The sequence below is a fragment of the Kribbella sp. NPDC031520 genome (assembly GCF_055580825.1).
Genome location: NZ_JBVIKS010000007.1, coordinates 139763 through 164615 on the forward strand (window position 1 = coordinate 139763; position 24853 = coordinate 164615).

Consider the following 24853-nt stretch of genomic DNA (forward strand, 5'->3'; position numbering starts at 1 on the left):
GGAGGTCAACCTGCGGTGCCATGAGGGAAGCCGGTGAGAGTCCGGCGCGGCCGCGCCACTGTGATCGAGCCTCGGCTCGTAAGTCAGGACGCTCGGGTACTGCAGCCTTTCGAAGGGGACGCGCACTTCCCCAGGAGGTCAAGTTCAGATGGCAGCTCCTGCCCGCACGATCGCCGTACCGGCACTTTCTCCCAAGCTTCTCGCCGCCGCGCTGCTCAGCGTCGGTCTGTTGTTGCTGCTCGCGTATCTGGTCGGCTTCGACCAGGGGGCCGTGTCCCGCTCGGGCATGTACCTGCACGAGCTCATGCACGACGGCCGGCATCTGCTCGGCGTGCCCTGCCACTAGCGAAAATGCGCACCTTCGGATCGCTCCTGGTGCGCGGACTGATCGTCGGACTCTTCGCCGGCCTGCTGGCCGGAACGTTCGCCTACGGGATGGGCGAGCCGCGTATCGACGCGGCGATCGCGATCGAAGAGGCCGGCGCTCACGCGCACGCTCATGACCAAGAAGAACAGCCGCTCGTCAGCCGAGAGGGCCAGAAGGCCGGCCTGTTCCTCGCGACCAGCCTGTACGGCGTCGCGCTCGGCGGCCTGTTCGCCGTCGCGTTCACCCTGCTGCGCCGCAAGCTCCGTACCAGGAACGACGCGCACGCCGCGCTCGGGCTCGCCGCGGCCGGCTTCGTCGGCATCGTGCTGGTCCCGTTCTTCAAGTACCCACCCAATCCACCCGCGGTCGGCGACCCGGACACGATCACCAAAAGGACCGTCACCTATCTCATGACCCTCGTGATCGGCCTGCTCGCGGTCTGGGCCGGTGTCGCGCTGTCGCGGTGGGCCGAGCGGTACGGCGAGGTCGCCCGGCTCGCGGGTGGTGTCGCCGGGGTGGTCGCGACCGTGGTCGCCGCGTATCTGATCCTGCCGCGGATCAACGAGGTTCCGGCGACCTTCCCCGCTACGCTGCTGTGGCAGTTCCGGTTCGCCTCGCTCGGTACGCAGGCGACGCTGTGGCTCCTGCTCGGTTTCGGGTACGCGGTCGCGGTGGACCGCCGGCCGGCCCGAGAAAAGGTGACAGTTTGACGGGGTTGACCTTGATCGCGCACGCCCTCACGCCCGCGTTGCGCGGACTCGTACTCGGTGGCGACGCCGAGCCCGATCCGGCGAGCGTCGAGGCGGCGCGCGAGCTGAAGTTCGCGGCCGACGCGGTGTACGCCGGTCCCGAGCGGGCTGCCGTACGGACAGCTGCCGCGCTCGGGCTGGAGCCTGTCGTCGACCCCGCGCTGCGGGACCGTGAGTACGGCGAATGGACGGGTCGCGGCCTCGAAGAACTGCTCGGTGAGGATCCGCAACGGGTCGCGGCGTGGCTCGAGCGGCCGCACACCGCGACCCCCGGCGGCGAGACCGAGAACGACGTACTGACCCGGGTCGCCGACTGGCTCGGTGACCTGGTCGAGCGGCACGACGAGCGTACGTCGGTGGTCGCGGTCGTCCATCCCGCGGTGGTCCGGGCGGTGGTGCTGTATGTCGTGGACGCGCCGGCGGAGTCGCTCCGGCACGTCGACGTACGGCCCCTCGCCGCGGTCCACCTGTCGCACCACTCCGGCAACTGGTCTCTGGCTTTCGGAACCATCTCCTGACAAACTGCGATCGGTCCGGTCTCACGCCCAGGTGACCGGCTGTCACGGGGAGTCGCGGATGATCGTGTCCGAGCAGTTGGCCGAACGGTTCCGCGCGAACCACGAGCTCCTCGTCGCTGCCCGCGACCGCCTGCGGGCCGCGGTCGACGCCGGTACGGCGAATGACGACCAGGTGAAGCGGCTCGCGACCGTCGAGGAGCTGCTCACCCCGGTCACGGACACCGAGGTGGATGCTGACGGCAACGTCGTGCAGGTCCAGCGGCCGCGGCAGTTCCTCAAGGTCGACCCGGAAGGGCAGGGTCGCGCCGTGGAGGTCCTCGGCGATCTCGAGCACGCGAAGAACGTCGCCGTACTGGTGCCCGGGATGGGGAACAGCCTGGACACGTTCCGCGGGCAGTCCGACCGCGGCGGCCTGATCCGGGACGAGGCCGGCCCGCAGGACACCGCCGTGGTGGTGTGGCTGGACTACGACTCGCCGCAGGGTTTGCTGCAGGCGGCGAGTAAGAAGGCGGCGATCGAGGGCGGCCCGCGGCTCGCGGAGTGCCTGACCGAGATCGACGAGCTCAAGGACGAGAACGCCGACGTCACGGTGGTCGCCCACTCGTACGGCACCGACGTGGCGGGGCAGGCCGTGCTGAAGAGCGGCGCGCGGCCGAAGCGGCTGGTGATGACCGGGTCGCCGGGGATCGAGAAGCACATCGACGAGGCTGCGGACTTCGTACAACCGCCGACCCGGCTGTTCACCGAGCGCGCGCCGGGCGACTACGTGTCGTACTCCGAGTGGCACGGGCCGGACCCGGCAAACTTCCCGGACGCGATCCGGATGGCGACTGCCGATCCGCAGGGCGAAGACCCGGTGTCGGTGCACTGGCACAACGAGTACTACCGGCCGAACAGCGAGGCGCTGCGCAACATCGGCCGGGTGGTCCGCGGCGACCTGGAGGCCATCACGAGGACAGGCACCGGGCGTGGGGCGGAAACCGAGCTGGCGTGGGGCGTCCCGCTGAACGTTGCGGCGCATGTCGCGTCCGCGGCGTACAACGGAGTCACGGCGTTGAATGGTGTTTCAAAACCGGCGGTGGACCTGACAAAGGCGAACCGAAGTACCCGCGGCAGGCGATCGGGGGTGGAGCGGTGATGAACGACGACAGGCAGTTCCTGCGGAGTGAGTTGGTGGCGGTAGCGGCGGCCGTCGTACCCGGCCAGACGCCGGTCGTCACGCACGACCCCGGTCCGGTGAACCCCGGCGTACTGTTCGACGGCCGCGGGACGGCCACCGTCTCCCGCATCACCGTTCAGACCGGCAATCCACAGGCGCCGGACCCGGCAGCGGAGGTCGAGGCGGCGGCGACGGCGTTGCGCGCCCGCGGTTGGACCGCGGACGTAGTACCTCCGGAGAACGGTCATTACCGGGTCGCCGCGCGCCGGGACGGGTACGACGTCGCCGTCCACGCCTGGGCGACCGACTGGCGGATAACGCTCACCGGGGAGACGCCGGTCGTTCCGTGACCCGGATGTACGGCGTGTCCTCGCGAGGCTTGGCCGTACGGTGTATCACGGAACCGTGACCTTGACCGAAGCCCGCAACCACCTCCGCTCGGAACTCCTCGCGGTGGCGGCCGTCGTCGTCCCAGGCCAGACCCCGGTGGTGACCCAGGACCCCGGCCCCGTCGACCAGGGCGCCCTGTCCGACGACCGCGGCCCGGAGTCCGTCTGCACGATCACCGTCGAGACCGGCGACCCGACCAGCACCCCGGATCCGGAGGCGCAGCTCGGCTTCGCCGCCGAGACGCTCGAGTCCCGTGGCTGGAAGGGTGACGATCGCCGAGCCCACCGGCGACCGCCACGAACTCATCGCCCGCCGCCACGGCTACGACCTCACCGTCACCGCCCGCACCACCGACTGGCACGTCACCTTCACCGGCCAAACCCCGTACGTCGACGAGCTCTAACCGTCCGCGGCGCGTTCGGATTCGCTGCGGAGGACGCAGAACTCGTTGCCTTCGGGGTCCTGCATGACGACCCAGCCCTTGCCGTCGGGGTCGCGGCGGTCGTGGGCGACGGTGGCGCCGAGGGTCAGCAGCCACTCGACCTCCTCGTCGCGGGTGGTGTCCGGGACCAGGTCGAGGTGGGCACGGTTCTTGACCGCCTTCTCGTCGTTGTTCTGTTCGAACAGGACGGTGATGCCGTCGGCGGGGACCGCGGCGTACGGGTCACCTGGATGGTCGTCGTCGGGGCGTTCGGCCTTCAGCACCTGCAACCAGAAGCCGGCGAGCTCGTAGGGGTCGTGGGCATCGAACGTCACGGTCCGCACGCGAGAAGTCATGCGCAGACCTTAGGGCACGTCTCTACTTCTGGAAGAGCAGCCGGTCCTCCGGAATTCCGCTCACCAGGTACGGCGTGAGTCCGGCGGCGACTGCCAGCTCGGTCAGGGCGGGACCTGTCCAGCGGTGTACGTAGATGTTCATCGGGTGGCCGCCGTACCCGGAGGTCTTGTGCCTGCTCTCCTCGCCGACGTGGAACCCCATCAACAGGAATCCGCCCGGCGCGAGCACCCGGTGGAACTCGGTGAAGGCCTGCGGTACGACGTCCCGAGGTAGGTGGATGATCGACCACCACGAGACGACCGCGGCGACGGAGCTGTCCGGGAGGTCCAGCGCGGTCATCGTGCCGACACGGAAGTCGAGCCCCGGGTGGTCGCGGCGGGCGACGTCGATCATCCCCGGTGAGAGGTCGATCCCGACGACCGGCAGGTCGCGCTCGGCCAGCAGAGCGGTCGTCCGACCCGGTCCGCAGCCGACATCGAGTACGGGCCGCCCGCTTCCGGCGACGAGCTTGGCGAGCAGGTCGAACGCCTCGACCTCCCAGCCGGCGCCGTCCACGATCATTGAGGCGTACGACGCCGCGACGTTGTCGTACGAGGTGCTGATGTCGTCCAGATAGTCCACCCGGCCGACCCTAGAGCCGGCCGGGGACAGTTTTCAGGCCTTGCCGAGGGACTGCTTCTGCCGGCCGAGGCCTTCGATCTCCAGTTCCATCGTGTCGCCCGGCGACAGGTACGGGAACCGGCCGGACAGGGCGACGCCCTCCGGCGTACCGGTGTTCACGATGTCGCCCGGGCTGAGCACCATGTACTGCGAGAGGTCGCGGATCAGCGCCGCCACCGAGAAGATCATGTCCCGCGTGTTCGAGTCCTGGCGCGGCTCGCCGTTCACCCAGGAGCGGAGGTTCAGGTTCGTCGGGTCGACCTCGTCGGCCGGGACCAGCGCCGGCCCGAGCGGGTTGAACGTCTCACAGCACTTGCCCTTCGACCACTGGCCGCCGGACACCTCGATCTGGAAGGTACGTTCGGAGACGTCGTTCGAGACCGTGTACCCCGCGACGCAGGCGAGCGCGTCCTCGTCGGTCTCGACGTACCGCGCCTCCTTCCCGATCACGACCGCGAGCTCGACCTCCCAGTCGGTCTTCACGGAGCCGCGCGGGACGAGTACGTCGTCGTCCGGGCCGACAACCGTGTTCGGGTGCTTGAAGAAGACGATCGGCTGCTTCGGCGGCTCGGCGCCACCCTCGGCCGCGTGCGCCGCGTAGTTCATGCCGATACAGACCACGGCGCCGGGACGGGCGATCGGCGCACCGACCCGGAGTCCGTCGACGTCGGCTGCGGGCAGTTCGCCGGCGTCGAGGGCAGCCCGAGTGCGGGCGATGCCGTCAGCAGCGAGGAAGGAACCGTCGATGTCGGCGGTGAGCGGGGTGAGGTCGTGAACGGTGCCGTCGGCGGCGCGCACGTACGGGCGCTCCTCGCCGACTGCCCCGAGGCGGAGCAGTTCCACAGATATCTCCCTGGATCAGTCGGTCGTACTCGTAGAGTCGAACCTGGGCCGCAACCGGGCGCGGGAGGACTCGATGTGCGACCGCATCGCCGCGGCCGCCTCCTCCGGGTTGCCCTTGCGGACAGCGGTCACCACTGCCTTGTGCTCTCGCAACGCCTTCGTCGCGATGCCGCCACCGTAGTACAGCCGGAACAGGTGCAGGTGGCAGTGTGTCCGCTGAAAGGACAGCCGGGCGGTCTCGTTACCGGAAAGCTCCAGCACCAGGTCGTGGAACCGCTGGTCGTGCGCGGCCATCGCCCGGTAGCTCTCGTACGACGGACGATCCGGTACGTCGGTGTAGCTGAGCATCTCGGCCTTGAGCCGGGCGAGGTCGTCGTCGCCGGCGCGTTCCGCGGCGCGGCCGGCCGCCCACGGCTCGATGTGCAGCCGGTACTCGAACAGGTCCTCGAACTCGGCCCGGGTCAGCCGCGACGACACCCGGTACCCGCGCAGCGGCTCCTTGATCACCAGGCCGTCGGACTCCAGCCGGGCCAGCGACTCCCGGATCGGGGTCTGGGAAATGCCCAGCTCACGGGTCAGCGCATCGATGTTCAACCGGGTGCCCGGCTCGACCACGCTGTCCATGATCAAGCCCTTGACCGTCTCGTAGACGTCGTCGCTCAGCACCTGTCGCTGGGGCAGCCGGGCGAGCTGGCCCGCCAGGCCCACGTGCGCATCGCTCACGTTCACTCCTCCCGGGAAGCCATCATTCTGCCCCACACTTGACGGCTCCAGTGTGAAGCGGAAGCATCAGGTTCGCAATATCCTATAGGATCTCGGGAGGCGAATGTGAGTACGGCGATCATCCGGGCCGAGGCATTCCTGGTCGACCTCGAGGTCGAGACCGTCCGGACCGACGCCGTCCAGGCCTTCCTCAAACAGGAAACCGTGTTCGTACGGCTCACGACGGCGGACGGGCTGACCGGTCTCGGGTACTCGTACACCATCGGTACCGGCGGCACCGCCGTACTCGCGCTGCTCCGCGACCACCTGCTCCCGCGTCTCGCAGGCGCGGACGCGCGCAACGTGGAGGCGGTGTGGTCGGACCTGTTCTGGTCCACGCACGCGACGACCGTCGGTGCGATCACCTCGCTGGCGTTGGCGGCGGTCGACACCGCGCTGTGGGACCTGCGGTGCCTGCGGGCGTCTGAGCCGTTGTGGCGGCTGGCCGGCGGGTACCGGCAACAGGTCCCGTTGTACGACACCGAAGGCGGGTGGTTGCACCTGACAACGGACGAGCTGGTCGCCGGCGCGCTCGCGTCCCAGAAGGCCGGCTGGCCGGGCGTGAAGCTCAAGGTCGGCAAGCCGCGGGTGCACGAGGATCTCGAACGGCTGCGGGCGGTCCGGGACGCGGTCGGACCGTCGATGGACATCATGGTCGACGCGAACCAGTCGATGACGTACCCGGAGGCTCGCCGGCGGGCGGCGGCGTTCGAGTCCGTGGACCTGACCTGGTTCGAGGAGCCGTTGCCGGCCGACGACGTGACCGGTCACGTCCGGCTCGCCTCAGGGACCTCGATCCCGATCGCGGTCGGTGAGTCGCTGTACTCCGTCTCGCAGTTCCGCGAGTACGCCGCGGCCGGTGGCGCCGGGATCATCCAGGTGGACGTGGCCCGGGTCGGCGGCATCACCCCGTGGCTGAAGGTCGCGCACCTCGCGGAGACGTTCAACCTCTCGGTGTGCCCGCATTTCCTGATGGAGCTGCATGTCAGCCTGACGGCGGCGGTACCCAACGGCCGGTACGTCGAACACATCCCGCAGCTGCGGGCGATCACGTCGTCCGAGATGGAGATCGTCGACGGGCACGCGGTTGCGCCGGACGTACCCGGCCTCGGGATCGACTGGAACCAGGACGCTATCGACGACCGCAGAGTCGGATGAGAGGGTACGGCGCATGAGCAGAGTCGACGCACATCACCACGTCTGGGACCTCAGTGTTCGCGAGCAGTCGTGGATGGTCGGGCCGGAGCTCGACCCGATCCGGCGGAACTTCGCGATCACCGACCTCGCGCCGCTCGCGGCGGCCGCGGACGTCACCGCCACGGTGCTCGTACAGACAGTGGGCGTGGTCGAGGAGACCGTCGAGTTCCTGGAGATTGCCGCAAGCAACGATCTCGTCGCGGGTGTGGTCGGTTGGGTCGACCTTACAGCTCCGGATGTCGCCGACACCCTGTCCGCCTTGTTGGCCCGCCCCGACGGTTCGTACCTGAAGGCAATCCGCCACCAGGTCCACGACGAGCCTGACGTCGACTGGCTCCTACGCCCCGACGTACAACGAGGTCTGGCAGCCGTCGCCGACGCCGGCCTGGCGTACGACCTCCTCACCAAGACGCCCCACCTGCCCGCCGCAATCCAGACCGCCCGCAACCTCCCCCAGTTGACCTTCGTCGTCGACCACATCTCCAAACCAGTCATCGGCAACCCACTGGACCCCTGGGCCACCGACCTCCGCGCCCTCGCCGCCCACCCCAACGTCACCTGCAAACTCTCCGGCATAGTCACCGAAGCCCCCTGGCACACCTGGAAACCAACCGACCTCCAGCCGTACGCCGACGTAGTACTGGAGGCCTTCGGCCCCACCCGCATCATGTTCGGCTCCGACTGGCCCGTCTGCCTCCTAGCCGCTACCTACGCCGACGTAGTCGCAGCCGCCGAAACCCTCACGTCAACCCTGTCGCCCTCGGACCAAGAGGCCGTCTTCACCACAACAGCCACCCGCACGTACAGCCTGTAACGAACTCGGGGAGGATCACTTCCCGAATCGGGCAGAAGAACCTCCCCAACCCGGAGCTGGGATGAACCATGCGATCGAGCTGATCTGCCGGCGCGCGTTCGACCTCACGCCGGTGGACGTGGTCGAGCTCGGGTACGGGTCGTACAACAGCGTCTACCGGGTGACCCTGGCCGGGCGCGCCGCGCCTGTCGTAGTACGGATCGCGCCGGAGGAAGCCCAACAGTTCAGGTCCGAGCGACGGTTGATGCGGAACGAGTACGCCAGTGTTCCCTGGCTGGCGGCGATTGCGCCGTTGATGCCACGGATCCTCGCGGTCGACTGGTCGCACGACCTCATCGACCGTGACTGGATGATCCAGACACGCCTCCCGGGCATCCCGGCACCGGAACACCTCGGACACTATCCACGATCAGGTCGTACGACGTTCTTCCGCCAACTCGGGGCGATCGCCCGAACCGTGCACGACATGCGTGGACCGTACTTCGGTCGCGTCGCCGGACCGTCGTATGCGTCCTGGAGTGAGGTTGTCATCACCTCGCTCCGGCAGATTGCCGAGGACATCGAATACGCCGGCCTGGACGCCAGCGACGTACGAACAGCCGCCGACCTCGCCGAGCAAGGTCGCGCAACCCTCGACGAGATCCGCGAGCCACGCCTACTCACCGGCGACCTCTGGACCGTGAACTGTCTCCTCGACGCGAACGCTCCCGAGCCGCGAATCTCCGGCGTACTGGACTTCGACCGCACCGAGTTCGGCGACCCCGCCGCCGACTGGACCATCCGCATGGCCCAGGCGAAGCAGGACGAGCGCGAGGCGTTCTGGCAGTCGTACGGTGACCTCGACCGATCGCCTGCCGCCGCGTGGCGCGCGGCGATCTACGAGGCACGCCACCTCGCCGCACTCCGCCTGGAACGGCACCGCCTGAACAAGCCTGAAGCCGTCCTGGAGAGCTATCAAGCGATGGCCGCGCTGCGGCTTATATAACTTTCTTTGGACAAAGTTATATAAGCGGTCATTCCGGAGGTACGAACTCCACGCGGACGCCGATCAGGCGGATGGGGCGGCGGAGTTCGAACTTTTGCAGGAGGGCTAGGGCTGTGGTGGCTATTACTTCGGGGTCTTGGGTTGGGGTGGGGAGTTTTCGGCTTTTGATAGGGGTGTAGAAGGTGGTGAAGCGGAGCTTTACCCAGATGCGTTGGACGGTGCGGCCGTCGGCTACTACCTCGTTGGTTACCTCGGTGGCGATTCGGCGGAGTTCTCGTTCGATGTCGGGGCGTTCGACGAGGTCGGAGGCGAAGGTTTCCTCGTGGCTGCGGGAGACGGGTTCGCGCGGTACGTCGGTGACCTGGGTGTCGCCGAGGCCGCGGCCGAGGGCGGCGTACCAGGTGCCCATCTTGGGGCCGAAGCGTTTCTGCAACGCGTCTACGTCGGCGGCGGCCAGTTCGGCGACCGTGGTCAGGCCGAGTTCGTTGAGGTTGTGTTCCATCCGGGCGCCGATGCCCCACAGGTCGCGTACCGGCCGATGGTCCATCACGGAGCGCCAGTTCGCCGCCGTCAAACGGTAGATGCCGGTGCCTTCCCCGGAGCGCTTCGCGAAGTTGGTGGCGAGTTTGGCGCGGGTCTTGTTGTCGCCGATGCCGACGCAGCAGGTCAGCCCGGTCCGTTCCTCCACGGCGGCCCGCAACGAAGCAGCCAGCGCCTCCGGGTCCTCGGTCGAGGCGCCGACGAAGCACTCGTCCCAGCCCCACACCTCGACGACCACGGGGAACGTCCGCAGGGTGTCCATCACCTCGGCAGATGCCGCGTCGTACGCGGCCGGATCCGACGGCAGGAACACCGCGTCGGGACACTTCTTGTAAGCGGCGCGTACCGGCATCCCGGAATGTACGCCGTACACGCGCGCCTCGTACGACGCGGTCGCGACCACCTGCCGGGGCAGGGCCGGATCGCCGGATCCGCCCACCACGACAGGTAGTCCGCGAAGTTCAGGCCGGCGCCGGATCTCGACGGCCGCGATGAACTGATCCATGTCCACGTGCAGGACCCACCAGCTCATACGTCACAGGTAACCACATCAGCTCGACGCACTGGAGTACGTCAGCAGCCCGCGCCGCCAGACGAACCGCACCAGCAGCAGCGCCACCGCCGCGAGCCCGACCCCGATCGCGACCGTCGACCATCCGAGATCGCCGGCCAGTGCCCGGATCGGGAACGTCGTCGCGAACGCCACCGGGAACGCGAACGTGAGGAACGTCCGGACCGCCACCGGGAAGAACACCAGCGGATACCGCCCCGCCTCGACCAGGCTCAGGAACACGAACCCGATCGGGTTCACCGACTGCAGCCAGAACGCCAGGAACGACATCGCCGACCACACGCACGTCAGCAGCACCAGCCCACAGCAGACCAGTACGAGGGCCTGTACGACCTGCCCCGGTCCGAAGCCGATCCGGGCCTGCACCAGTCCGAGAACCAGTACGGCGATGCCGCTCGCAACGTTCGTCAGCTCCGCGACGTTGATCCACCGGAACGTCAGGTAGAACTGGCTCGACACCGGCCGCAGCAGGACGCTGTCGAGTTCGCCCTCGGTGAGGTACGTCGTCATCCGGTTCAGGTTCGGCGCGACGAAGGCCGCGATCAGCCCGGTGACGATCTGGAAGACCCCGACCAGTGCGATCACCTCCGCCCGCGACCAGCCGTTCACCTCGGACGTGAACCCGAACAGCAGCAGCGTCGGTACGATCCCCAGCCCGAGCTGCACCAGCCCCACGAGCAACGTGGTCAGGAAATGCGCCCGGAAGTGCGTCTCCCGTACGACGGCCTGCAGGAAGAACCGTCGCCACAACCGGAGGTACCTCATGCGCCCACCGCCGAATACGCCCGGATCCCGGCCGTCCACACCACGCGCGCGATCACGGCGAACACCACGACGTACCCGAGCTGGAAGCCCAACCCCGCCACGACCGAAGGCCCAGTCAGCTGCCCCGCAACGATCTCGACGGGGAACGACACGGTGTACCGGAACGGCTGGTGGTCGACGAACCCGCGCGACCACGACGGCATCAGCGCGAGCGGTACGACGGCACCGGACAGTACGCTCGCGATGATCACGCGGGCCTGCACCAGCGCGCTGACGTCGTCCATCCAGAACGCCAGCGACGCGATCAGGATGTCGATCGTGAACAACAGCACCGCCCCGAGCAGCAGGCTGACCGCGAACAGCACCCACCGCCCCGGAGCAGCCGGGATCCGCATCGAGTCCCGGAAGATCCACCAGACGATCCCGATCATCGGCACCAGCGCGAACAGCTTGAGGAACTTCTCCGACAGGTTGTTCGCGACGAACCCGGTGAGCAGCGACGCCGGACGGACCATCCAGCTGGACAGCTTCCCGAGCCGGATGTCCTGGGCAAGGAACCCGGCCATCCACGACGAGGTCGCCATCGTGACGAAGCCGAGCAGGACGAAGTACGTGGTGACGTACTGCTTGTCGACCGGGAGCTTCGCCCCGCTCGCGAGCGCGGTCCGCCAGATCAGCAGCGAGATGATCGGCATGCAGATGTTCGACACCATGAAGATCACCCACGCCGCGCGGTACACGGACTGCTGCGCGATGTCGGCCGCCGTCATCCGCCGCACGACGCGGAGGTTGCGCGCGATGGTGCCCATCACAGCGAGCTCCGGCGCAGGAACAGGTCGCGCATGATGTCCTCGATGTCGGCGTCCGCGACGTCCAGGTCGACGAGCGGGCCGAGCCGGGTCAGCTGCTCCATCACGGCGCCGGCGCGTTCGCGCTCCGCCTCGAGCTCGACCGTCGTACCGGACACCTCGACGCCGGTCACTCCGTCCAGGCCGCCGACGTCGACCGGTGCCGCGTACGTCGCCCGCACCAGCTTGCGCGGGCGCGCCGTCCGGACCAGGTCGTCGAGACCGCCGTCGAACTGGAGCCGGCCGTGGTCGATGATCATCACCCGCGAGCAGAGCGCCTCGATGTCGTCCATGTCGTGGCTGGTGATCAGGATCGTGGTGCCACGGAGCCGGTTGACGTCGGCGAGGAACGAGCGGACCCGGGCCTTCGCGACCACGTCCAGCCCGATCGTCGGCTCGTCCAGGAACAGGATCTCCGGGCCGTGGACGAGCGCCGCCATCAGCTCGAGCTTCATCCGCTCACCGAGTGAGGTCTTGCGGACCTGGACGTTCAGCAGGTGGCCGACGTCGAGGAGGTCCGCGAGCTCGTCGACGTTGCGGTCGAACTCCGCCGTCGTCAGGCCGTACATGTCCTTGTGCAGCAGGAGACTCTCCATCGCCGGGACGTCCCACCACAGCATGGTCTTCTGGCCCATCACGAGCGCGATCCGGCGCAGGTACTCGTGTTTGCGGTCGGACGGGGTGTGGCCGAGGACCTGCAGGTCGCCGGAGGTTGTGTAGAGCAGGCCGGACAGCATCTTCAGCGTGGTCGTCTTGCCGGCGCCGTTCGGGCCGAGCAGCCCGACGACCTCGCCGCGATCGATCTCGAACGAGATCCGGTCGACGGCGAGCCGGGTCTCGTACTTGCGCCGGACCAGGCTCTTCAGCGCCCCGCCGAGCCCGGCGCGCTGCTGGTGGAAGGTGTACGTCTTGGTCAGATCGTGTGCCGCGATAACAGGCGTCACGGAATGCACCGCTTTCGAGAGAAGGTCAGGACCGGGCAGCGTCAACGCGCAAACGCGCAGAGCGCAGGCCACTCACGGCGCCGAGTGAACTCGGCCAGGCGGACACCAAGGTCCGTCCCGGCTACGCGATCCGGTCCGACCGCGGGGGTTGGCTTCGAATCAACCCTTGTCTCGACGACGTGTCGGCATCGCTCCCTGTGGGTCCTTCCGACGTGCGGCTGCCACTGATCACGGTACGTCGCCGCGGAAAGCGTCGTCCAGCGGGTTTAGAGGTCCTTGCGCATCTGCTGCGACGTGACCGTGTACCCGAGCGAGTCGTACAGCGCGATCGCCGTACGGTTGTCGCCGAACACGTTCAGGTCGAGCTGTGTGTATCCGCGCCGCCGGCACTCCTCCTCGCCGGCCAGCATGATCGCGCGGCCGTACCCCTTGCCGCGCTGGGCCGCGTCGACCTCGACGGCGTAGATGAACGGCACCTTGTCGGCTGTGCTGATCCACAGGCTGCCAACCGGCACGTCGTCCACGCACGCGGTCCAGATCAGGTGCTGGTCGGTGCCCGGCCCGTCGGGAAGCAGGCGCTCGGCCCCCTCGTGTGCGAACTTCAGCGCCTCGTCCGCCGTCAGCCCGCGCGCCGGCCCGATCTCAGCCGCGAATGTCGCCGCGGCATGTTCCTTCCAGGCCGGGAAGTCGGCAGGCGCAATCGGGCGAAGTACCACCGGCGGCGTGCTCACGCCCTGACGGTAGCTGACATATCGTGCCCGAATGGCGGAATTGACGTTGGAAGTGGCTCAGAAGCTGTTGGCGACGCAACCGTTCAGCGTGCTGCTCGGTGCGCGGGTGACCGCGTTCGGGGATGGTGGCGCGACGCTGGAGCTTGATGTTCGCGAGGATCTTCTGCAGCAGAACGGGTTTCTGCACGGGGGAGTGCTAAGTTACGCGGCGGACAATGCGCTGACGTTCGCGGGTGGTGCGGCGCTGGGGCCGAGTGTGCTGACCGGTGGGTTCACGATCAACTACCTCCGCCCGGCACAGGGCGACGTACTGCGTGCCGTGGCTCGGGTCGCGCACGCGACCAGCCGGCAAGCCACCTGCACCTGCGAACTCAGCACCATCGACGGCGACACCGCGACTCTGTGCGCCCTCGCCCAGGGCACGGTGATCGCCGTACGGCGCTGATCAGTCGAACAGTCCCTCCAGGAAGGACTTCTTCTTCCGCGGGTGCTGCTGATTGCCGTACTTCCGGTCGTCGTAATGCTTGCGGTCGTCGTAGTACTTACGGTCGTCGTACTGCTTCTCCTCGCGCCGCGACGGTCCGCCCGCGTTGAACCGCACCTCGGCATCCACCAGGTGCTCCAGTTCACCCCGGTCGAGGAAGATCCCACGGCAGTCGCCGCACTGGTCGACGGTGATCCCACTACGTTCGTACGTCCGCATCCCGCCGCGACATTTAGGGCAAACCAGGCTGTCCATCCGGTAACTCTAAGTGCCGATTCGAGGCGATCGGCCGACTCTCAGCCAACTCTCAGCAAGTTCCTACTTGAAGGTGGAGAGGAAGGTCTTCAGGATCGGGCCGGCGGTGTGCGAGCCGGACTCGCCGCCCTCGACGATGACGGCGAAGGCGACGTCGCCGCGGTAGCCGGCCATCCAGGCGTTGGTGATGACCTTGCCGCCGACGACGAGCTGGGCCGTACCGGTCTTCGCGGCGACCGCGCCGTTCCCGGCCAGCACCTTCGCCGTACCGCCGGTGACCGTCGTCCGCATGAACGTCCGCAGCGCCGCGACAGTTGCCGCAGGCAACGGAGACGCCGCCGGGCCGGCCGCGTCCTTGCCCGGTACCAGCACCGGCTTCATCGCCGTACCGTGGTCGACCGTCGCCGCGACCAGCGAGATCGCGAGCGGGCTGGCGGTGACCGTACCCTGGCCGATCATCGACGCGGCTTGGTCGACGTCGTCCTTCGGTGCCGGCACCTGACCGCCGTACGCCGAGATCGACAGGTTCAGGTCGCGTCCGATGCCGAACATCGCCGCGGCCTTGGTCATCCCGTCCTTCGGCAGCTTCGCGTGCTGTGAGATGAACGCGGTGTTGCAGGACTCGTTGAACGCCTTCTGCATCGTGCCCGCGCCGTACGCCGTCAGACCGTCGTAGTTCTTGAAGGTCTTGCCGAAGACGTTGATCGTCGGCGTACACGGCAGCGGCGTCGTCGTGGTTTCACCCGCACCGAGCAGCGCCGCCGACGTGACGATCTTGAACGTCGAACCCGGCGCGTAGCGGCCCTGGAAGGCGCGGTTGTAGCTGGCCGGCAGTGGACCGTTCGCCGCGGCCAGGATCTGACCGGTGGACGCCTGCACGGCGACCAGCGACGCGGGCAGCTTGCTCGTCGCCAGCGCGGCCTCGGCCGCCTTCTGCATGTTCGTGTCGAGGGTCGTCTTCACCGGTTGCCCGGCGGTGCCCTTCTGGGCGAAGACCGTCTTGATCGTCAGCTTGGTCTTGCCGTCCCGCAGCGTGACCGTGCCGCCCGGCGTACCGGCGAGCTGCTGCTGGAACGCGTACTGCAGGCCCGTGGTCCCGACCTGGTCCTGCGCCGACGCCGTCGGGCCCGCGTTCTTCAGCGTGTCCGCGGTGGCGGTCTTCATGGTGCCGATGATCGACTTCGCGAACGTCGCGGTCGGCGGCAGCGACTGGGTCCCGCCCATCGTCAGTACGCCGGGCAATGCCTGCATCTTCGGCCGCAGCGCCTCCCACTCCTCGGCGCGGATCGTGATCGCGTCCACGAACTGCCCGGCCGGCGCCGCCTTCGCCCGCGCGGCCAGCTTCGCGCCGTCGACCTGCAGGTACTTCGTGAACGCCGCGTACGTCGCCGCGGTGGCCGTGCTGCCGGACGCGACGCCGACGATCACAACCTGCCGGTTCGCGGTCAGGGCGACCCCGTTGCGGTCCAGGATCGACGCTCGGGCCGGCATCGCGCGGACCCGCTTCAGGTAGTTGTTGTCGCCGAGGCCGGGGTAGATGGTGTCGCCGGACGCCTTGATCTTCCAGGTGTCACCGGTCTTCACCGCGGTCGCCGTACTGGTCCACTTCATCGTGCCGATGCCGCGCAGCTGCGCCTCGACGGCCAGCTCCTGCGTGCAGTTGTTGCTGTCCGAGCACTTCGGGTTGTCCTGCGGGGTGACCGTCACGGTGCTCGCCACCAGCGCGGTGTCGACGCCGTCGAGGCGCTTGGCGAACACTGCCGGGTTGTCGGTGAGCGCTCCGGCCGCGTCCGGTTTCCCGTTCGGCGCCCAGGCCTTCACCCAGGCGTCGGCGAACTGCTTGATGACCGCGCCGGACGCCTTCTGCTCGTCGTTCCCGGACTTCCCGCCGCCGGACTTGCTGTCCGAACAACCGGCGGTGATCAGCAGACTACTCAGGCACACGATGGCAGTGGTTCGCTTCACGTTCTCAACTCTCGCACGTCGACGGATGGACACCGGGACACGGTCTTCGGCGTGTGGCTACCTCGGAACCTACTCAACCTACGCAAGTACGACGCGCACACCCGCTCAGGAGTTGGCGGCAGAGCAGGCGTGAATCGGGAGCAAGACGCTGCGCGAATTGGTCTGCCGCAATCTGGAACCGCGTTCCACGGGCGTCGGCGGCGGCGTATTCTGCTCGTTTGTGACCCGCCTTGCGCTGCACAGCCGCCTGATCCCCGGGACCGAAGAGGCCTACGAGTCCGAGCACGCCCGCGTCTGGCCGGAACTGATCGCGGTGATGCACACCGCCGGGATCAGCGACTGGTCGATCTGGCGCAGCGGCCGGGACCTGTTCCACCTGGTCGAGTCCGACGACTTCGAGGCCGCGGTCGCGTACCTGCGCAACGATCCGACCGACCAGCGCTGGCAGCAGCACATGAGCCAGTTCGTCGAGGGCTTCGCCCAGAACCCCGAAGGCGTCGCCGGCCAGTCGCTTCGCCACGTCTGGACCATGAGCGAACAAACCGACTGACCCCCGTCGCCCACCGCGGCGATCCGGGGAGGATTCCTTCCCGAGCGGGGGGTGAGATCCTCCCCGAGCCGAAGGTCCCGCTGGGGTCGGGACCTTGTGAGGTAGTTCGGCCGGAGGTGACCGATCAGGGTGGGGGTGTGGACGGACGTGTCGAGCACCTTCGGTTGACGGCCGCGCTGCCGCGGCTGGCGGCGTGCGCCGGGCGAACCGCCGTACAGCTGGCAAGGGGCCGGGTCAGGCTTCCACGCGGCCGCGTCGGCCTCCGGGTGCGGTTCGCCGACGGGTCGACCTCCTGGGTCTACCGGGAGACGGTGCTGACCGGGGTCGCGCCGGTGCGTCCGTGCGTCCTGATCGTCCGGTTCCGGTTGCGTCACGTCACCGGCCGGGGACACCGGCTGTTCAGGGCCGAGAGTCTGTTGAACACGCCGTTGTTCGTCGGCTTCCCGGGCTTCGTGTCGAAGCTCTGGTTCGCCGCCGACGAGTTCGGCTTCTACCGGGGCTGCTACGACTGGGACGGGCCGGAGCAGGCCGAGGCATACGTCCGGGCGCTGTGGTGGCCGCTCGCGCTGGTGTCCGAGGCGAAGTCGATCCGCTACGAGGTGCTTCCCGGCGTACGCCGCGACGATGTGGTCACCGATCCGGCAGGTGTCGCCGTACCGGCAGGACCCGGGCAGTGGTGGCGACCCGCGGAGTCCTGGTGACCGTGCCGCGCACCCTAGTCGTGCATCTCCCAGAGCAGGAGTTCGGCTCCGTCGGTGCCTGCGGTGACTCGTTCACCGTCTGAGCCCTTCAGCCGTGCGGCGTCCGCGGTACCGAGCTCGCCGGCGCCTTCGAGGGTCGCCGTACCGGTTGCGACGAACAGATGTACGTACGGCGCAACCGGCACCATGATCGTGGCGCCCGGAGCCAGCCGGGCTACGGACATCCCGGCCGCAGGCTGGTTGATCCGGATCGCGGTGGACGCCGCGTGCTTCGCGAGACCCGACGCCACCGGGACGAGCTCACCCGTGGACAGGTCGAGCTCGGCCTGCTCGTACGAGGGCGGCAGGTCGAACCGGTCCGGCCGTACCCACATCTGCACGTAGTGCACCGGCTCGGCCCCGTCGTTCCACTCCGAGTGCTGGATCCCGGACCCGGCCGACATCCGCTGCGCGAGCCCCGGATGCACCTCACCGCTGTGCCCCTGCGAATCACGATGCGCCAGCGCGCCCCGCAGCACCCAGGTAACGATCTCCAGGTCCTGATGCGGATGCGTACCGAATCCGGTGCCGGGGGCAACGGTCTCGTCGTTGTGCGCCACCAGGAACCCGAACCCGACGTTCGCCGGATCGTAGTGCGCCCCGAACGAGAACGAATGCCGCGAGTCCAGCCACTCACTCGCCGTCCGGAACCGCGCGTCCGCCCGATGGATCTCCACAAGCTCTAGTAATACCCGGTCTCGCCGTCGAGCAGCTCGCGCATGGCGTCGAGGTGCCCGACGTGCCGCGCGGTCTCCTCGACCATGTGGATCAGGATCCACCGGAGCGACGGCTGGTACTCCGGGTCCTTCCCGACCTCGTCGAGCGAATGCGCGGCGGTGATCCGGTTCGACTCCTCGTACTGCGCCTCGAACTCGTCCAGCAGCTGGGCCAGCGGTACGCCGTCCACCCGCATGTCGGCACCGTCCGCTTCTTTCCCGAACTGTGGGTTGGTCGCCTCCGGCTCGCCGAGGAAGATCACGTTGAACCAGCAGTGCTCGGTCCACCGCATGTGCGACACCAGCCCGGCCGGCGTCATCAACGGCGACTTCGGCAGCACCGCCCGGTGTTCGTCCTCGGGCCGCAATTGCTCGAGCTTCCGCCGTACCAGCATCCGCTGCAGGTCCAGCCACCCGACCAGCTGCGTCCGCTCGTCAGCCACGATCGGCGGTCGCTTGTCACGAAGATTCATGCCCGGAACCTTAGGTCCTGTCTGGTGATCCATCGCCTACTGCGGGGCACTCGGCACGGCACCTCGCCGCACGGGTGCAAAGGCCACGATGCTCCGCATCGAGACCTTCGCCCCCGCACGCCGATGCACCGCACCGAGCACCTCCTCGCTACGGCGCTGGATCACCAGACAGGACCTAGCCGATGACAAACGGACTGCGCCGCTCGGTGGGCGGCGCAGTCCGATCTATGGAGTGAGACGCGCGGTCAGCCGGTTGGGTTCCCGTTGTCGGAGCCGAGGGTGGCGGTGATGGTCTGGGTCTTGCCGTTGCGGGTGATGGTGAGTTTGACCTGATCGCCCGGGCGGTGCGAGCGGACCGCGGCGACCAACGCGTCCCCTGACGCGATCGCCTTGCCGTCCACAGCGGTGACCACATCACCTGACTGCAGGCTGGCTTTGTCCGCCGCACCGCCGGACGTTACCTCGCCGAGGCGTGCTCCGTTCGTGAGCCCGTCGGAGGACTGCGCGTCACCGACCGTCACACCGAGCCGCGCATGCGTGGCCTTGCCCTTGGCCACCAGCTCGTCGATGATCGGCTTGGCCTGGTCGATCGGGATCGCGAAGCCCAGGCCGATGTTCCCGCCCTCGGATTGTCCCGATCCGCCGGCGGTCTTGATCGCGCTGTTGATACCGACCACCTGGCCGGCGAGGTCGCTCAGGGCGCCGCCCGAGTTACCCGGGTTGATCGCGGCGTCCGTCTGGATGGCTGGAAATACCGTCGTACTGTCCTGCTGCTCGTCGCCGGAGGTTACCGGGCGGTTCAGCGCCGAGACGATCCCGCTGGTCACGGTCGCCTGCAGGCCGAACGGCGAACCGATCGCGACCACGCCCTGGCCGACCGCGAGCCTGCCGCTCTGGCCGAGGGTGGCCGGCGTCAGATCGGTCGCGCTGGCGTGGATGACCGCGAGGTCGGTGAGCGGGTCGGTGCCCTTGACCGTGGCCGGCACCGTGCGGCCGTCGTTCAGGATCACGGTCAGCGTGGCGCCCTGCCCGGCACCGGCGACCACGTGGTTGTTGGTGACGATCAGGCCGTCCTTGCTGATCACGATGCCGGAGCCGGTGGCTTGGCCCTGCTGGCTCGCGACGGCGATCTTCACCACGCTCGGCAGAACCCTGGCGGCGGCGCTCTGCACCGAGCCGTCCGGTGCCGACGCGGGCGCCGCCTGGTTGCCGTTCAGCGGAGCAGTCACCGACGGGGTGTTCGTGGAGTGGTCGTTGCTGGCCGAGTAGACGGCCGCACCGCCGACACCGCCCGCCGTACCGACCAGCAGCGCGGTCAGCGCCACCGCGGCCAGTCCGAGGCGGCGCTTCGGCTTCGGAGCGGTGACCGTGGCCTGCGCTCCGACGGGCCAGTTCGGGCCCGGGGACGACCCCTGATGCGTCCCCGGCCCGAACTGTGGGTAAGCGCCCCCACCTGCGGGGTACTGTCCCGGCCGCTGCCCCTGCGGCCCCGAGTCCAGCCGCGGCTGCCCGCCTTGCGGCGCGTACTGCTGCTGCTGATGCTGCCCGTACACCGGCAGCTGCTGCGTCCGCTCCGGCCCTTGCGGTCCCTCTACGTTCTGGCCGGGTTGCGGCTGCGGCTGCTGCGGCTGGTTCTCGGTCATGGCACGTACTCTGTCGGCCGCACCTGAAAGGCGCCTGAAGATCCCCTCGGAGCCGACGAAGAACTCCATGAAGATCCTCTGAAGGACCTGTGAGGTAACTGTCAGCGAGTCTGCGTGGCCGCGTGTGGCAGCCAGAGGGTGAATTGGGCGCCGGCTCCGGGGGCGTTGCGGGCGTAGATCATGCCGCCGTGCTGCTCGGCTGCGTGTTTGACGATTGCCAGGCCAAGACCCGAGCCCGGGCGGCTGCGGGCCTCGCTGGAGCGGTAGAAGCGGTCGAAGACGTGGGGCAGGTCCGCGTCGGCGATGCCGGGACCGGAGTCCGTGACGGTCAGTACGCCGTCCAGCAGGCGTACCGTGACGTGGCCTACGGGCTGTCCGTCGGTGCGCTGCTCTGCGCCGTCGGGGACGCTGTACTTCGCGGCGTTGTCGAGCAGGTTCGTTACCGCGCGGCCGAGCAGCCGCTCGTCACCCCAGACCGGGAACGGCGTCAGCTGCACGTCCCACTCCAGCCCGGGCGCGCGTCGCCGTACCTTGATGACCGCGTCCTCGACCACGTTGGACAGCTCGATCAGCTCCGCGTTCCGTACCTGCGGGGTGTCGCGGGCCAGCTCGGTCAGGTCGCCGATCAGCTGGGTCAGTTCGTCCATCTGGGCGCGTACGTCGTCCAGCAGTTGCTTCCGGTCCTCCGGGCGGAGGCCGCCGCGCTGGTCCGCCTGGGCGAGCAGGTCGAGGTTGGTCCGGACGCTGGTGAGGGGCGTACGCAGCTCGTGCCCCGCGTCGCCAACCAGCCGCCGCTGCCGGTCGCGGGACTGCGCCAGCGCGAGCAGCATCGCGTTGAACGCCACCGCCAGGCGGGAGATCTCGTCAGTACCGCCGACCGGGATCGGCTTCAGATCCTCGGTCGCGGCGACGTGCTCGGCCGCCCCGGTCAGCCGCGCCAACGGGCGGAGGCCGGAGCGGGCGACCGCGTTCCCGGCGAGCGCGGCGCCGATGACGCCGATCAGCCCGAACGCCCACAAGACGATCCCGAGGTTGTGCAACGTCTGATCAATAGGCCCCAACGACTGCGCGACCACCAGCGCACCGGGTTGGAGGAAGTCCGAGTCGTCCTGGCACTCGCGGGTGAACCCATCTGGGCAGAAACGAGCGGGAACCGCGATCACGCGGAAGTGCGAGCTGCCGTTGCGGGCTCCGACGGTCCGCAGTGTGGGTTCGCTGCTGCCGTTGGCGACCCGCAGTTCAGTGTCGCCCATCGGCGGCAGGGGGCTGTTCTGGGCGCCGTACTGGTCGCCGTTGGCGCTCAGTACCCCGACTCGGATGTCGCTGAGGCCCAGGGCGTCCGCGGAGGCGTTCCGCAGGTTGTAGAGGTTGGTCAGGACGCCCTTCTGAGAAGCCTGTACAGCTCGTTGCGTCAAGCTGTTGTCGAGGTTTTGGTACATCTGCTGGCGCACGGTGATGTACGCCGCGACGCTGACGATCGCCACCGCCAGGCCGACCGCGACCGCGGCGAGCAGGGTCACGCGGGCGTGCAGGCTGAGCTTGTGGAGGGTCTCGTTCCACCAGTTCTGCGTCCGGGCAGCGGTCGCCGCCACCCGGTTTCCGTTGCCGTTGGCAACAGGCCGCTGCGCCGGGACCCGGCCTTGCTCTGGGTGCAGGTCCTGCGACTGGTGCGGTTCCTGCGGCGGCTGCCCGGCGTACGACGGGAAGTCCTGCGGGTGTTGCTGGCTCACGGCGGGGTGTCTCTCAGCACGTAGCCGATGCCGCGGACGGTGTGGATGAGCCGCGGCAGACCGTTCACCTCGGTCTTGCGGCGCAGGTATCCGATGTAGACCTCGAGCGAGTTCGCGGTGGTGGGGAAGTCGTAGCCCCAGACTGCGTCCAGGATGACCGCACGCTCCAGTACCCGGCGCGGGTTGCGGATCAGCAGCTCGAGCAGCGAGAACTCGGTGCGGGTGAGCTGGATCGCGACGTCGCCGCGGTGCACCTCGTGCGCGTCGACGTCGACCACGAGGTCGCCGTACTGCAGGACCTCGCCGCGCTGGCCGCCCTCACCGGGAACGGCGCTGCGGCGCAGCAGCGCGCGCAGCCGGGCCAGTAGCTCCTCGAGCGCGAACGGCTTGGTCAGGTAGTCGTCGCCGCCGGCGTCCAGGCCGTCCACCCGGTCCGCGACCGCGTCCCGCGCGGTCAGCACCAGGATCGGCACGTTGTTGCCCGCGGCCCGCAACGCCTTGGTGGTCTCGAGCCCGTCCAGGCGCGGCATCATCACGTCCATCACCACGGCGTCCGGCTCGACGTTGCCGATCACCGCGAGCGCCTCGGCGCCGTCGGACGCGGTCACCACCTCGAAGTCGTTGAACTCCAGCGAACGGCGCAGCGAGTCCCGGACCGCCCGGTCGTCGTCCACCACCAGTACCCGCATCTGTAGTCCCCGCTCCGCTAGAAGGTTCGCCACGAGAGTAAGTCGCTTCTGTGAGAATCGCCTGAGAACCCGCTGATCGTCCAATTCGCATAACTTGTCAGCTGTGGAAATCGTCGAATTCACCCCCGAGCCCGCCGACTTCGCCTGGACCTTCGGGGGCGTCCCGCCCGTCCGCCGGGTCAAGCCTGGCACCGTCCTCCGGCTGTGGACGGAGGATGCGTTCGCCGGGAGTCTCCGGAGTACGACGGATCTCGCCAGCGCCTCGCTGAACATGCCGTACGTGAACCCGCAGACCGGCCCGTTCTACGTCGAGGGCGCCGAGCCGGGCGACACCCTGGTGCTGCACTTCGTCGAGCTGACGCCGGCGCGGAGCTGGGGCGCGTCGGCGACCATCCCGTTCTTCGGCGGCCTGACCAGCACGGACCGCACTGCGACGCTGCAGGACCCGCTACCGGAGCGGACCTGGATCTACGAGGTGGACAGCGCGCAGCAGACGGTCGGGTTCCAGGCGCAAGGGAGTGACCTGGAGGTGGCGCTACCGCTCGAGCCGATGCTCGGTACGGTCGGTGTGGCGCCGGCCGCCGGCGAGGTCCGGTCGGCGCTGGTACCGGACATGTTCGGCGGGAACATGGACACGCCGGAGATGCGCGCCGGCACCACCTGCTACCTACGGGTGAACGTAGAGGGCGCCCTGTTCTCCGTCGGCGACGGCCACTACCGCCAGGGCGAGGGCGAATCCTGCGGCACCGCCGTCGAGGGCGCGATGAACGTCGTACTCGTAGTGGACCTGCTGAAGACCCCCGGCCCGGTCTGGCCGCGGCTGGAGAACGACGACTACCTGTCCGTCGTGGGCTCGAGCCGCCCACTCGAAGACGCGTGGCGGGCGGGTCAGGTCGACATGGTGCACTGGCTGGGCGACCTGTACGGCCTGGACAAGCTGGACGCGTACCAGCTTCTCAGCCAGGTCAGCGAGGTTCCCCTGGCGAACGTGGTCGACGCCAACTACAGCGTGGTCACCAAGATCCCCAAGCGGCTACTCCCACAGGCGACGGCGTACGACGGCATCCACCAGCAGCTCAGGCAGACCTCCTTGAGATAGCCACCCCTGCCAGGCACAAGGCCCCGCCGCCGAGCGCCAGCAGCGTAGGAGTTTCGCCGAGGAGCAGCCACGCCAAGAGGATCGCTACGACCGGTACGGCGTACACGGTGACGCCCATGCGGCCCGCGCTGGTACGGCGGAGCGCGAAGGCCCACGTGGTGAAGCCCAGCGCGGTGGGGAACGCTGCCAGGTACACGATCCACCAGATGGTTGCTGCGTCGGCGGAGCGCACCTCATGGACCAGAGTGGGCGCGAACGGGAGGCAGATGACCGCACCGATCGTGCAGGCCAGCCACGTGACCTCGGCGGCGGGCAGGCGACTCAACAGCGGCTTCTGGGTGACCACGCCGACGGCGTACGAGATCGCGGCGACCACGCACAGTACGACGCCCCAGGTCTCCGCGCGGCCGTTCGAGGTCGACGTACCGATGACGACGATGCCCGCGAACGCGACCAGGCCGCCGATCACCAACTGCCGTGGGAATCCCTCGCCCAGACCGAACCCGGCGAGTACGGCGATCAGCAGCGGGGCGACGTGCACGAGCATGGCGGCCGTACCGGCGTCGAGGCGGCGTTCGGCCTCGTTCAACGCGAGGTTGTAGACGCCGAACCACAGCACGCCGCAGGCGATCAGCGGTAGCCAGTCACCGCGTACCGGCCAACGGTGTCCTCCCGTCGGCCGTCTGAGGAGGAGCGCGCCGAGGAAGACGCTGCCCAGGCCGAGCCGGGCAAGGGAGAGAGCGCCCGCGGAGATCTCGGTGCCGACGTGCCGGATGGCGACGAACGACGAGGCCCAGAGAACGACGGTGATCGCTGCGGCGCCGGCGGCGAGACCGGTCCGGGCCGGAGCTTCGGTCGAAGTTGTCACGTCGACTACCGTAAGAACGG

The 24853-nt window shown here is 68.6% G+C and carries 30 protein-coding genes and 1 riboswitch; of the genes, 13 read left to right on the forward strand and 17 right to left on the reverse strand.

The window, feature by feature from the left end:
* Nucleotides 1-10: 10 nt before the first annotated feature.
* Nucleotides 11-105, forward strand: a riboswitch (adenosylcobalamin (AdoCbl) riboswitch).
* A 43-nt stretch (nt 106-148) separates the two neighbouring features.
* The 6 genes from ACZ5BU_RS33220 to ACZ5BU_RS33245 all read left to right on the forward strand — a co-directional run bounded on the left by ACZ5BU_RS33220 (nt 149) and on the right by ACZ5BU_RS33245 (nt 3586).
* A complete protein-coding gene (locus ACZ5BU_RS33220) occupies nt 149-346 on the forward strand; it encodes a CbtB domain-containing protein (protein ID WP_465704412.1) in 198 nt (65 codons plus the stop codon).
* A 5-nt stretch (nt 347-351) separates the two neighbouring features.
* The gene (locus ACZ5BU_RS33225; RefSeq protein ID WP_465704413.1) at nt 352-1077 is read left to right on the forward strand and encodes a CbtA family protein; all 726 of its coding nucleotides are present in this window, start codon (nt 352-354) and stop codon (nt 1075-1077) included.
* Nucleotides 1074-1634: a histidine phosphatase family protein gene (locus ACZ5BU_RS33230; RefSeq protein WP_465704414.1), complete on the forward strand. Its 561-nt coding sequence runs from the start codon at nt 1074-1076 to the stop codon at nt 1632-1634. The genes ACZ5BU_RS33225 and ACZ5BU_RS33230 overlap by 4 nt, the downstream gene beginning before the upstream one ends.
* Nucleotides 1635-1692: 58 nt before the next feature.
* Nucleotides 1693-2772, forward strand: a complete 1080-nt coding sequence (locus tag ACZ5BU_RS33235; RefSeq protein ID WP_465704415.1) for an alpha/beta hydrolase — start codon at nt 1693-1695, stop codon at nt 2770-2772.
* The gene (locus ACZ5BU_RS33240; protein WP_465704416.1) at nt 2772-3143 is read left to right on the forward strand and encodes a hypothetical protein; all 372 of its coding nucleotides are present in this window, start codon (nt 2772-2774) and stop codon (nt 3141-3143) included. Before ACZ5BU_RS33235 ends, ACZ5BU_RS33240 begins: the two co-directional genes overlap by 1 nt.
* A 293-nt stretch (nt 3144-3436) precedes the next feature.
* Nucleotides 3437-3586, forward strand: coding sequence for a hypothetical protein (locus ACZ5BU_RS33245; RefSeq protein ID WP_465704417.1), 150 nt, complete (start codon nt 3437-3439; stop codon nt 3584-3586).
* Here ACZ5BU_RS33245 and ACZ5BU_RS33250 read toward each other — a convergent pair.
* From ACZ5BU_RS33250 to ACZ5BU_RS33265, 4 genes are read right to left on the reverse strand one after another with little or no spacing between them, the layout of a single operon-like run.
* Nucleotides 3583-3960, reverse strand: a complete 378-nt coding sequence (locus tag ACZ5BU_RS33250; protein WP_465704418.1) for a VOC family protein — start codon at nt 3958-3960, stop codon at nt 3583-3585. The two genes, ACZ5BU_RS33245 and ACZ5BU_RS33250, sit on opposite strands and share 4 nt — an antisense overlap.
* A gap of 22 nt (nt 3961-3982) precedes the next feature.
* Complete coding sequence (locus ACZ5BU_RS33255; protein WP_465704419.1) at nt 3983-4582, reverse strand: class I SAM-dependent methyltransferase; 600 nt, start codon at nt 4580-4582, stop codon at nt 3983-3985.
* Between the two features lie 33 nt (nt 4583-4615).
* Nucleotides 4616-5464 (reverse strand): fumarylacetoacetate hydrolase family protein, encoded by an 849-nt coding sequence (locus ACZ5BU_RS33260; protein ID WP_465704420.1) that lies wholly within the window; start codon nt 5462-5464, stop codon nt 4616-4618.
* 15 nt (nt 5465-5479) lie between these two features.
* Nucleotides 5480-6187, reverse strand: a complete 708-nt coding sequence (locus tag ACZ5BU_RS33265; protein WP_465704421.1) for a GntR family transcriptional regulator — start codon at nt 6185-6187, stop codon at nt 5480-5482.
* A gap of 105 nt (nt 6188-6292) precedes the next feature.
* On the opposite strand from ACZ5BU_RS33265, the gene ACZ5BU_RS33270 reads away from it, so the two are divergent.
* The 3 genes from ACZ5BU_RS33270 to ACZ5BU_RS33280 all read left to right on the forward strand — a co-directional run bounded on the left by ACZ5BU_RS33270 (nt 6293) and on the right by ACZ5BU_RS33280 (nt 9222).
* The gene (locus ACZ5BU_RS33270) at nt 6293-7384 is read left to right on the forward strand and encodes a mandelate racemase/muconate lactonizing enzyme family protein (protein WP_465704422.1); all 1092 of its coding nucleotides are present in this window, start codon (nt 6293-6295) and stop codon (nt 7382-7384) included.
* Nucleotides 7385-7397: 13 nt separating this feature from the next.
* Nucleotides 7398-8237: an amidohydrolase family protein gene (locus ACZ5BU_RS33275; RefSeq protein ID WP_465704423.1), complete on the forward strand. Its 840-nt coding sequence runs from the start codon at nt 7398-7400 to the stop codon at nt 8235-8237.
* A gap of 61 nt (nt 8238-8298) precedes the next feature.
* Nucleotides 8299-9222: a phosphotransferase family protein gene (locus tag ACZ5BU_RS33280; RefSeq protein WP_465704424.1), complete on the forward strand. Its 924-nt coding sequence runs from the start codon at nt 8299-8301 to the stop codon at nt 9220-9222.
* Nucleotides 9223-9250: 28 nt separating this feature from the next.
* On the opposite strand, the gene ACZ5BU_RS33285 is transcribed toward ACZ5BU_RS33280, so the two are convergent.
* The 5 genes from ACZ5BU_RS33285 to ACZ5BU_RS33305 all read right to left on the reverse strand — a co-directional run bounded on the left by ACZ5BU_RS33285 (nt 9251) and on the right by ACZ5BU_RS33305 (nt 13621).
* Entirely contained in the window at nt 9251-10294 is a 1044-nt protein-coding gene (locus tag ACZ5BU_RS33285) for a DNA polymerase IV (RefSeq protein ID WP_465704425.1), read from the reverse strand.
* An 18-nt stretch (nt 10295-10312) separates the two neighbouring features.
* Nucleotides 10313-11098 carry an ABC transporter permease gene (locus tag ACZ5BU_RS33290; RefSeq protein WP_465704426.1) on the reverse strand — a complete coding sequence of 262 codons (786 nt, stop codon included), beginning with the start codon at nt 11096-11098 and terminating at the stop codon, nt 10313-10315.
* On the reverse strand, nt 11095-11907 hold the full coding sequence (locus ACZ5BU_RS33295; protein WP_465704427.1) for an ABC transporter permease: 813 nt from the start codon (nt 11905-11907) through the stop codon (nt 11095-11097). The genes ACZ5BU_RS33290 and ACZ5BU_RS33295 overlap by 4 nt, the downstream gene beginning before the upstream one ends.
* Nucleotides 11907-12890, reverse strand: coding sequence for an ABC transporter ATP-binding protein (locus tag ACZ5BU_RS33300; protein WP_465704428.1), 984 nt, complete (start codon nt 12888-12890; stop codon nt 11907-11909). The genes ACZ5BU_RS33295 and ACZ5BU_RS33300 overlap by 1 nt, the downstream gene beginning before the upstream one ends.
* 266 nt (nt 12891-13156) lie before the next feature.
* Complete coding sequence (locus ACZ5BU_RS33305; RefSeq protein WP_465704429.1) at nt 13157-13621, reverse strand: GNAT family N-acetyltransferase; 465 nt, start codon at nt 13619-13621, stop codon at nt 13157-13159.
* Between the two features lie 31 nt (nt 13622-13652).
* On the opposite strand from ACZ5BU_RS33305, the gene ACZ5BU_RS33310 reads away from it, so the two are divergent.
* Nucleotides 13653-14066 carry a PaaI family thioesterase gene (locus tag ACZ5BU_RS33310; RefSeq protein WP_465704430.1) on the forward strand — a complete coding sequence of 138 codons (414 nt, stop codon included), beginning with the start codon at nt 13653-13655 and terminating at the stop codon, nt 14064-14066.
* Here ACZ5BU_RS33310 and ACZ5BU_RS33315 read toward each other — a convergent pair whose 3' ends face one another.
* Together ACZ5BU_RS33315 and ACZ5BU_RS33320 are read right to left on the reverse strand one after the other, a co-directional pair.
* Entirely contained in the window at nt 14067-14360 is a 294-nt protein-coding gene (locus ACZ5BU_RS33315; RefSeq protein ID WP_465704431.1) for a TFIIB-type zinc ribbon-containing protein, read from the reverse strand.
* 63 nt (nt 14361-14423) lie between these two features.
* Entirely contained in the window at nt 14424-16325 is a 1902-nt protein-coding gene (locus ACZ5BU_RS33320) for a penicillin-binding transpeptidase domain-containing protein (protein ID WP_465704432.1), read from the reverse strand.
* A 220-nt stretch (nt 16326-16545) separates the two neighbouring features.
* Between ACZ5BU_RS33320 and ACZ5BU_RS33325 the strand changes: the two genes are divergently transcribed.
* Entirely contained in the window at nt 16546-16875 is a 330-nt protein-coding gene (locus ACZ5BU_RS33325) for an L-rhamnose mutarotase (protein WP_465704433.1), read from the forward strand.
* Between the two features lie 137 nt (nt 16876-17012).
* Nucleotides 17013-17576, forward strand: coding sequence for a hypothetical protein (locus ACZ5BU_RS33330; RefSeq protein WP_465704434.1), 564 nt, complete (start codon nt 17013-17015; stop codon nt 17574-17576).
* Between the two features lie 14 nt (nt 17577-17590).
* Here the strand turns inward: ACZ5BU_RS33330 and ACZ5BU_RS33335 are convergent, their stop codons facing one another.
* From ACZ5BU_RS33335 to ACZ5BU_RS33355, 5 genes are all read right to left on the reverse strand, one after another.
* Nucleotides 17591-18292, reverse strand: a complete 702-nt coding sequence (locus ACZ5BU_RS33335; RefSeq protein ID WP_465704435.1) for a pirin family protein — start codon at nt 18290-18292, stop codon at nt 17591-17593.
* Between the two features lie 5 nt (nt 18293-18297).
* On the reverse strand, nt 18298-18804 hold the full coding sequence (locus ACZ5BU_RS33340) for a DinB family protein (RefSeq protein ID WP_465704436.1): 507 nt from the start codon (nt 18802-18804) through the stop codon (nt 18298-18300).
* A gap of 245 nt (nt 18805-19049) precedes the next feature.
* The gene (locus tag ACZ5BU_RS33345; RefSeq protein ID WP_465704437.1) at nt 19050-20447 is read right to left on the reverse strand and encodes a S1C family serine protease; all 1398 of its coding nucleotides are present in this window, start codon (nt 20445-20447) and stop codon (nt 19050-19052) included.
* A gap of 101 nt (nt 20448-20548) precedes the next feature.
* A complete protein-coding gene (locus ACZ5BU_RS33350; protein ID WP_465704438.1) occupies nt 20549-22177 on the reverse strand; it encodes a sensor histidine kinase in 1629 nt (542 codons plus the stop codon).
* Nucleotides 22174-22866, reverse strand: a complete 693-nt coding sequence (locus tag ACZ5BU_RS33355) for a response regulator transcription factor (RefSeq protein WP_465704439.1) — start codon at nt 22864-22866, stop codon at nt 22174-22176. The genes ACZ5BU_RS33350 and ACZ5BU_RS33355 overlap by 4 nt, the downstream gene beginning before the upstream one ends.
* 103 nt (nt 22867-22969) lie before the next feature.
* On the opposite strand from ACZ5BU_RS33355, the gene ACZ5BU_RS33360 reads away from it, so the two are divergent.
* Nucleotides 22970-23965: an acetamidase/formamidase family protein gene (locus tag ACZ5BU_RS33360; protein ID WP_465704440.1), complete on the forward strand. Its 996-nt coding sequence runs from the start codon at nt 22970-22972 to the stop codon at nt 23963-23965.
* On the opposite strand, the gene ACZ5BU_RS33365 is transcribed toward ACZ5BU_RS33360, so the two are convergent.
* A complete protein-coding gene (locus ACZ5BU_RS33365; protein ID WP_465704441.1) occupies nt 23943-24833 on the reverse strand; it encodes a DMT family transporter in 891 nt (296 codons plus the stop codon). The two genes, ACZ5BU_RS33360 and ACZ5BU_RS33365, sit on opposite strands and share 23 nt — an antisense overlap.
* Nucleotides 24834-24853 lie beyond the last annotated feature (20 nt).

Bases quoted from the DNA above. Each gene is read 5' to 3' on its own strand.
- ACZ5BU_RS33220 (WP_465704412.1), top strand. From the start codon at position 149: ATGGCAGCTCCTGCCCGCACGATCGCCGTACCGGCACTTTCTCCCAAG.
- ACZ5BU_RS33225 (WP_465704413.1), top strand. From the start codon at position 352: ATGCGCACCTTCGGATCGCTCCTGGTGCGCGGACTGATCGTCGGACTC.
- ACZ5BU_RS33235 (WP_465704415.1), top strand. From the start codon at position 1,693: ATGATCGTGTCCGAGCAGTTGGCCGAACGGTTCCGCGCGAACCACGAG.
- ACZ5BU_RS33240 (WP_465704416.1), top strand. From the start codon at position 2,772: ATGAACGACGACAGGCAGTTCCTGCGGAGTGAGTTGGTGGCGGTAGCG.
- ACZ5BU_RS33250 (WP_465704418.1), bottom strand. From the start codon at position 3,960: ATGACTTCTCGCGTGCGGACCGTGACGTTCGATGCCCACGACCCCTAC.
- ACZ5BU_RS33275 (WP_465704423.1), top strand. From the start codon at position 7,398: ATGAGCAGAGTCGACGCACATCACCACGTCTGGGACCTCAGTGTTCGC.
- ACZ5BU_RS33280 (WP_465704424.1), top strand. From the start codon at position 8,299: ATGAACCATGCGATCGAGCTGATCTGCCGGCGCGCGTTCGACCTCACG.
- ACZ5BU_RS33285 (WP_465704425.1), bottom strand. From the start codon at position 10,294: ATGAGCTGGTGGGTCCTGCACGTGGACATGGATCAGTTCATCGCGGCC.
- ACZ5BU_RS33290 (WP_465704426.1), bottom strand. From the start codon at position 11,098: ATGAGGTACCTCCGGTTGTGGCGACGGTTCTTCCTGCAGGCCGTCGTA.
- ACZ5BU_RS33295 (WP_465704427.1), bottom strand. From the start codon at position 11,907: ATGGGCACCATCGCGCGCAACCTCCGCGTCGTGCGGCGGATGACGGCG.
- ACZ5BU_RS33310 (WP_465704430.1), top strand. From the start codon at position 13,653: ATGGCGGAATTGACGTTGGAAGTGGCTCAGAAGCTGTTGGCGACGCAA.
- ACZ5BU_RS33315 (WP_465704431.1), bottom strand. From the start codon at position 14,360: ATGGACAGCCTGGTTTGCCCTAAATGTCGCGGCGGGATGCGGACGTAC.
- ACZ5BU_RS33340 (WP_465704436.1), bottom strand. From the start codon at position 18,804: ATGAATCTTCGTGACAAGCGACCGCCGATCGTGGCTGACGAGCGGACG.
- ACZ5BU_RS33345 (WP_465704437.1), bottom strand. From the start codon at position 20,447: ATGACCGAGAACCAGCCGCAGCAGCCGCAGCCGCAACCCGGCCAGAAC.
- ACZ5BU_RS33355 (WP_465704439.1), bottom strand. From the start codon at position 22,866: ATGCGGGTACTGGTGGTGGACGACGACCGGGCGGTCCGGGACTCGCTG.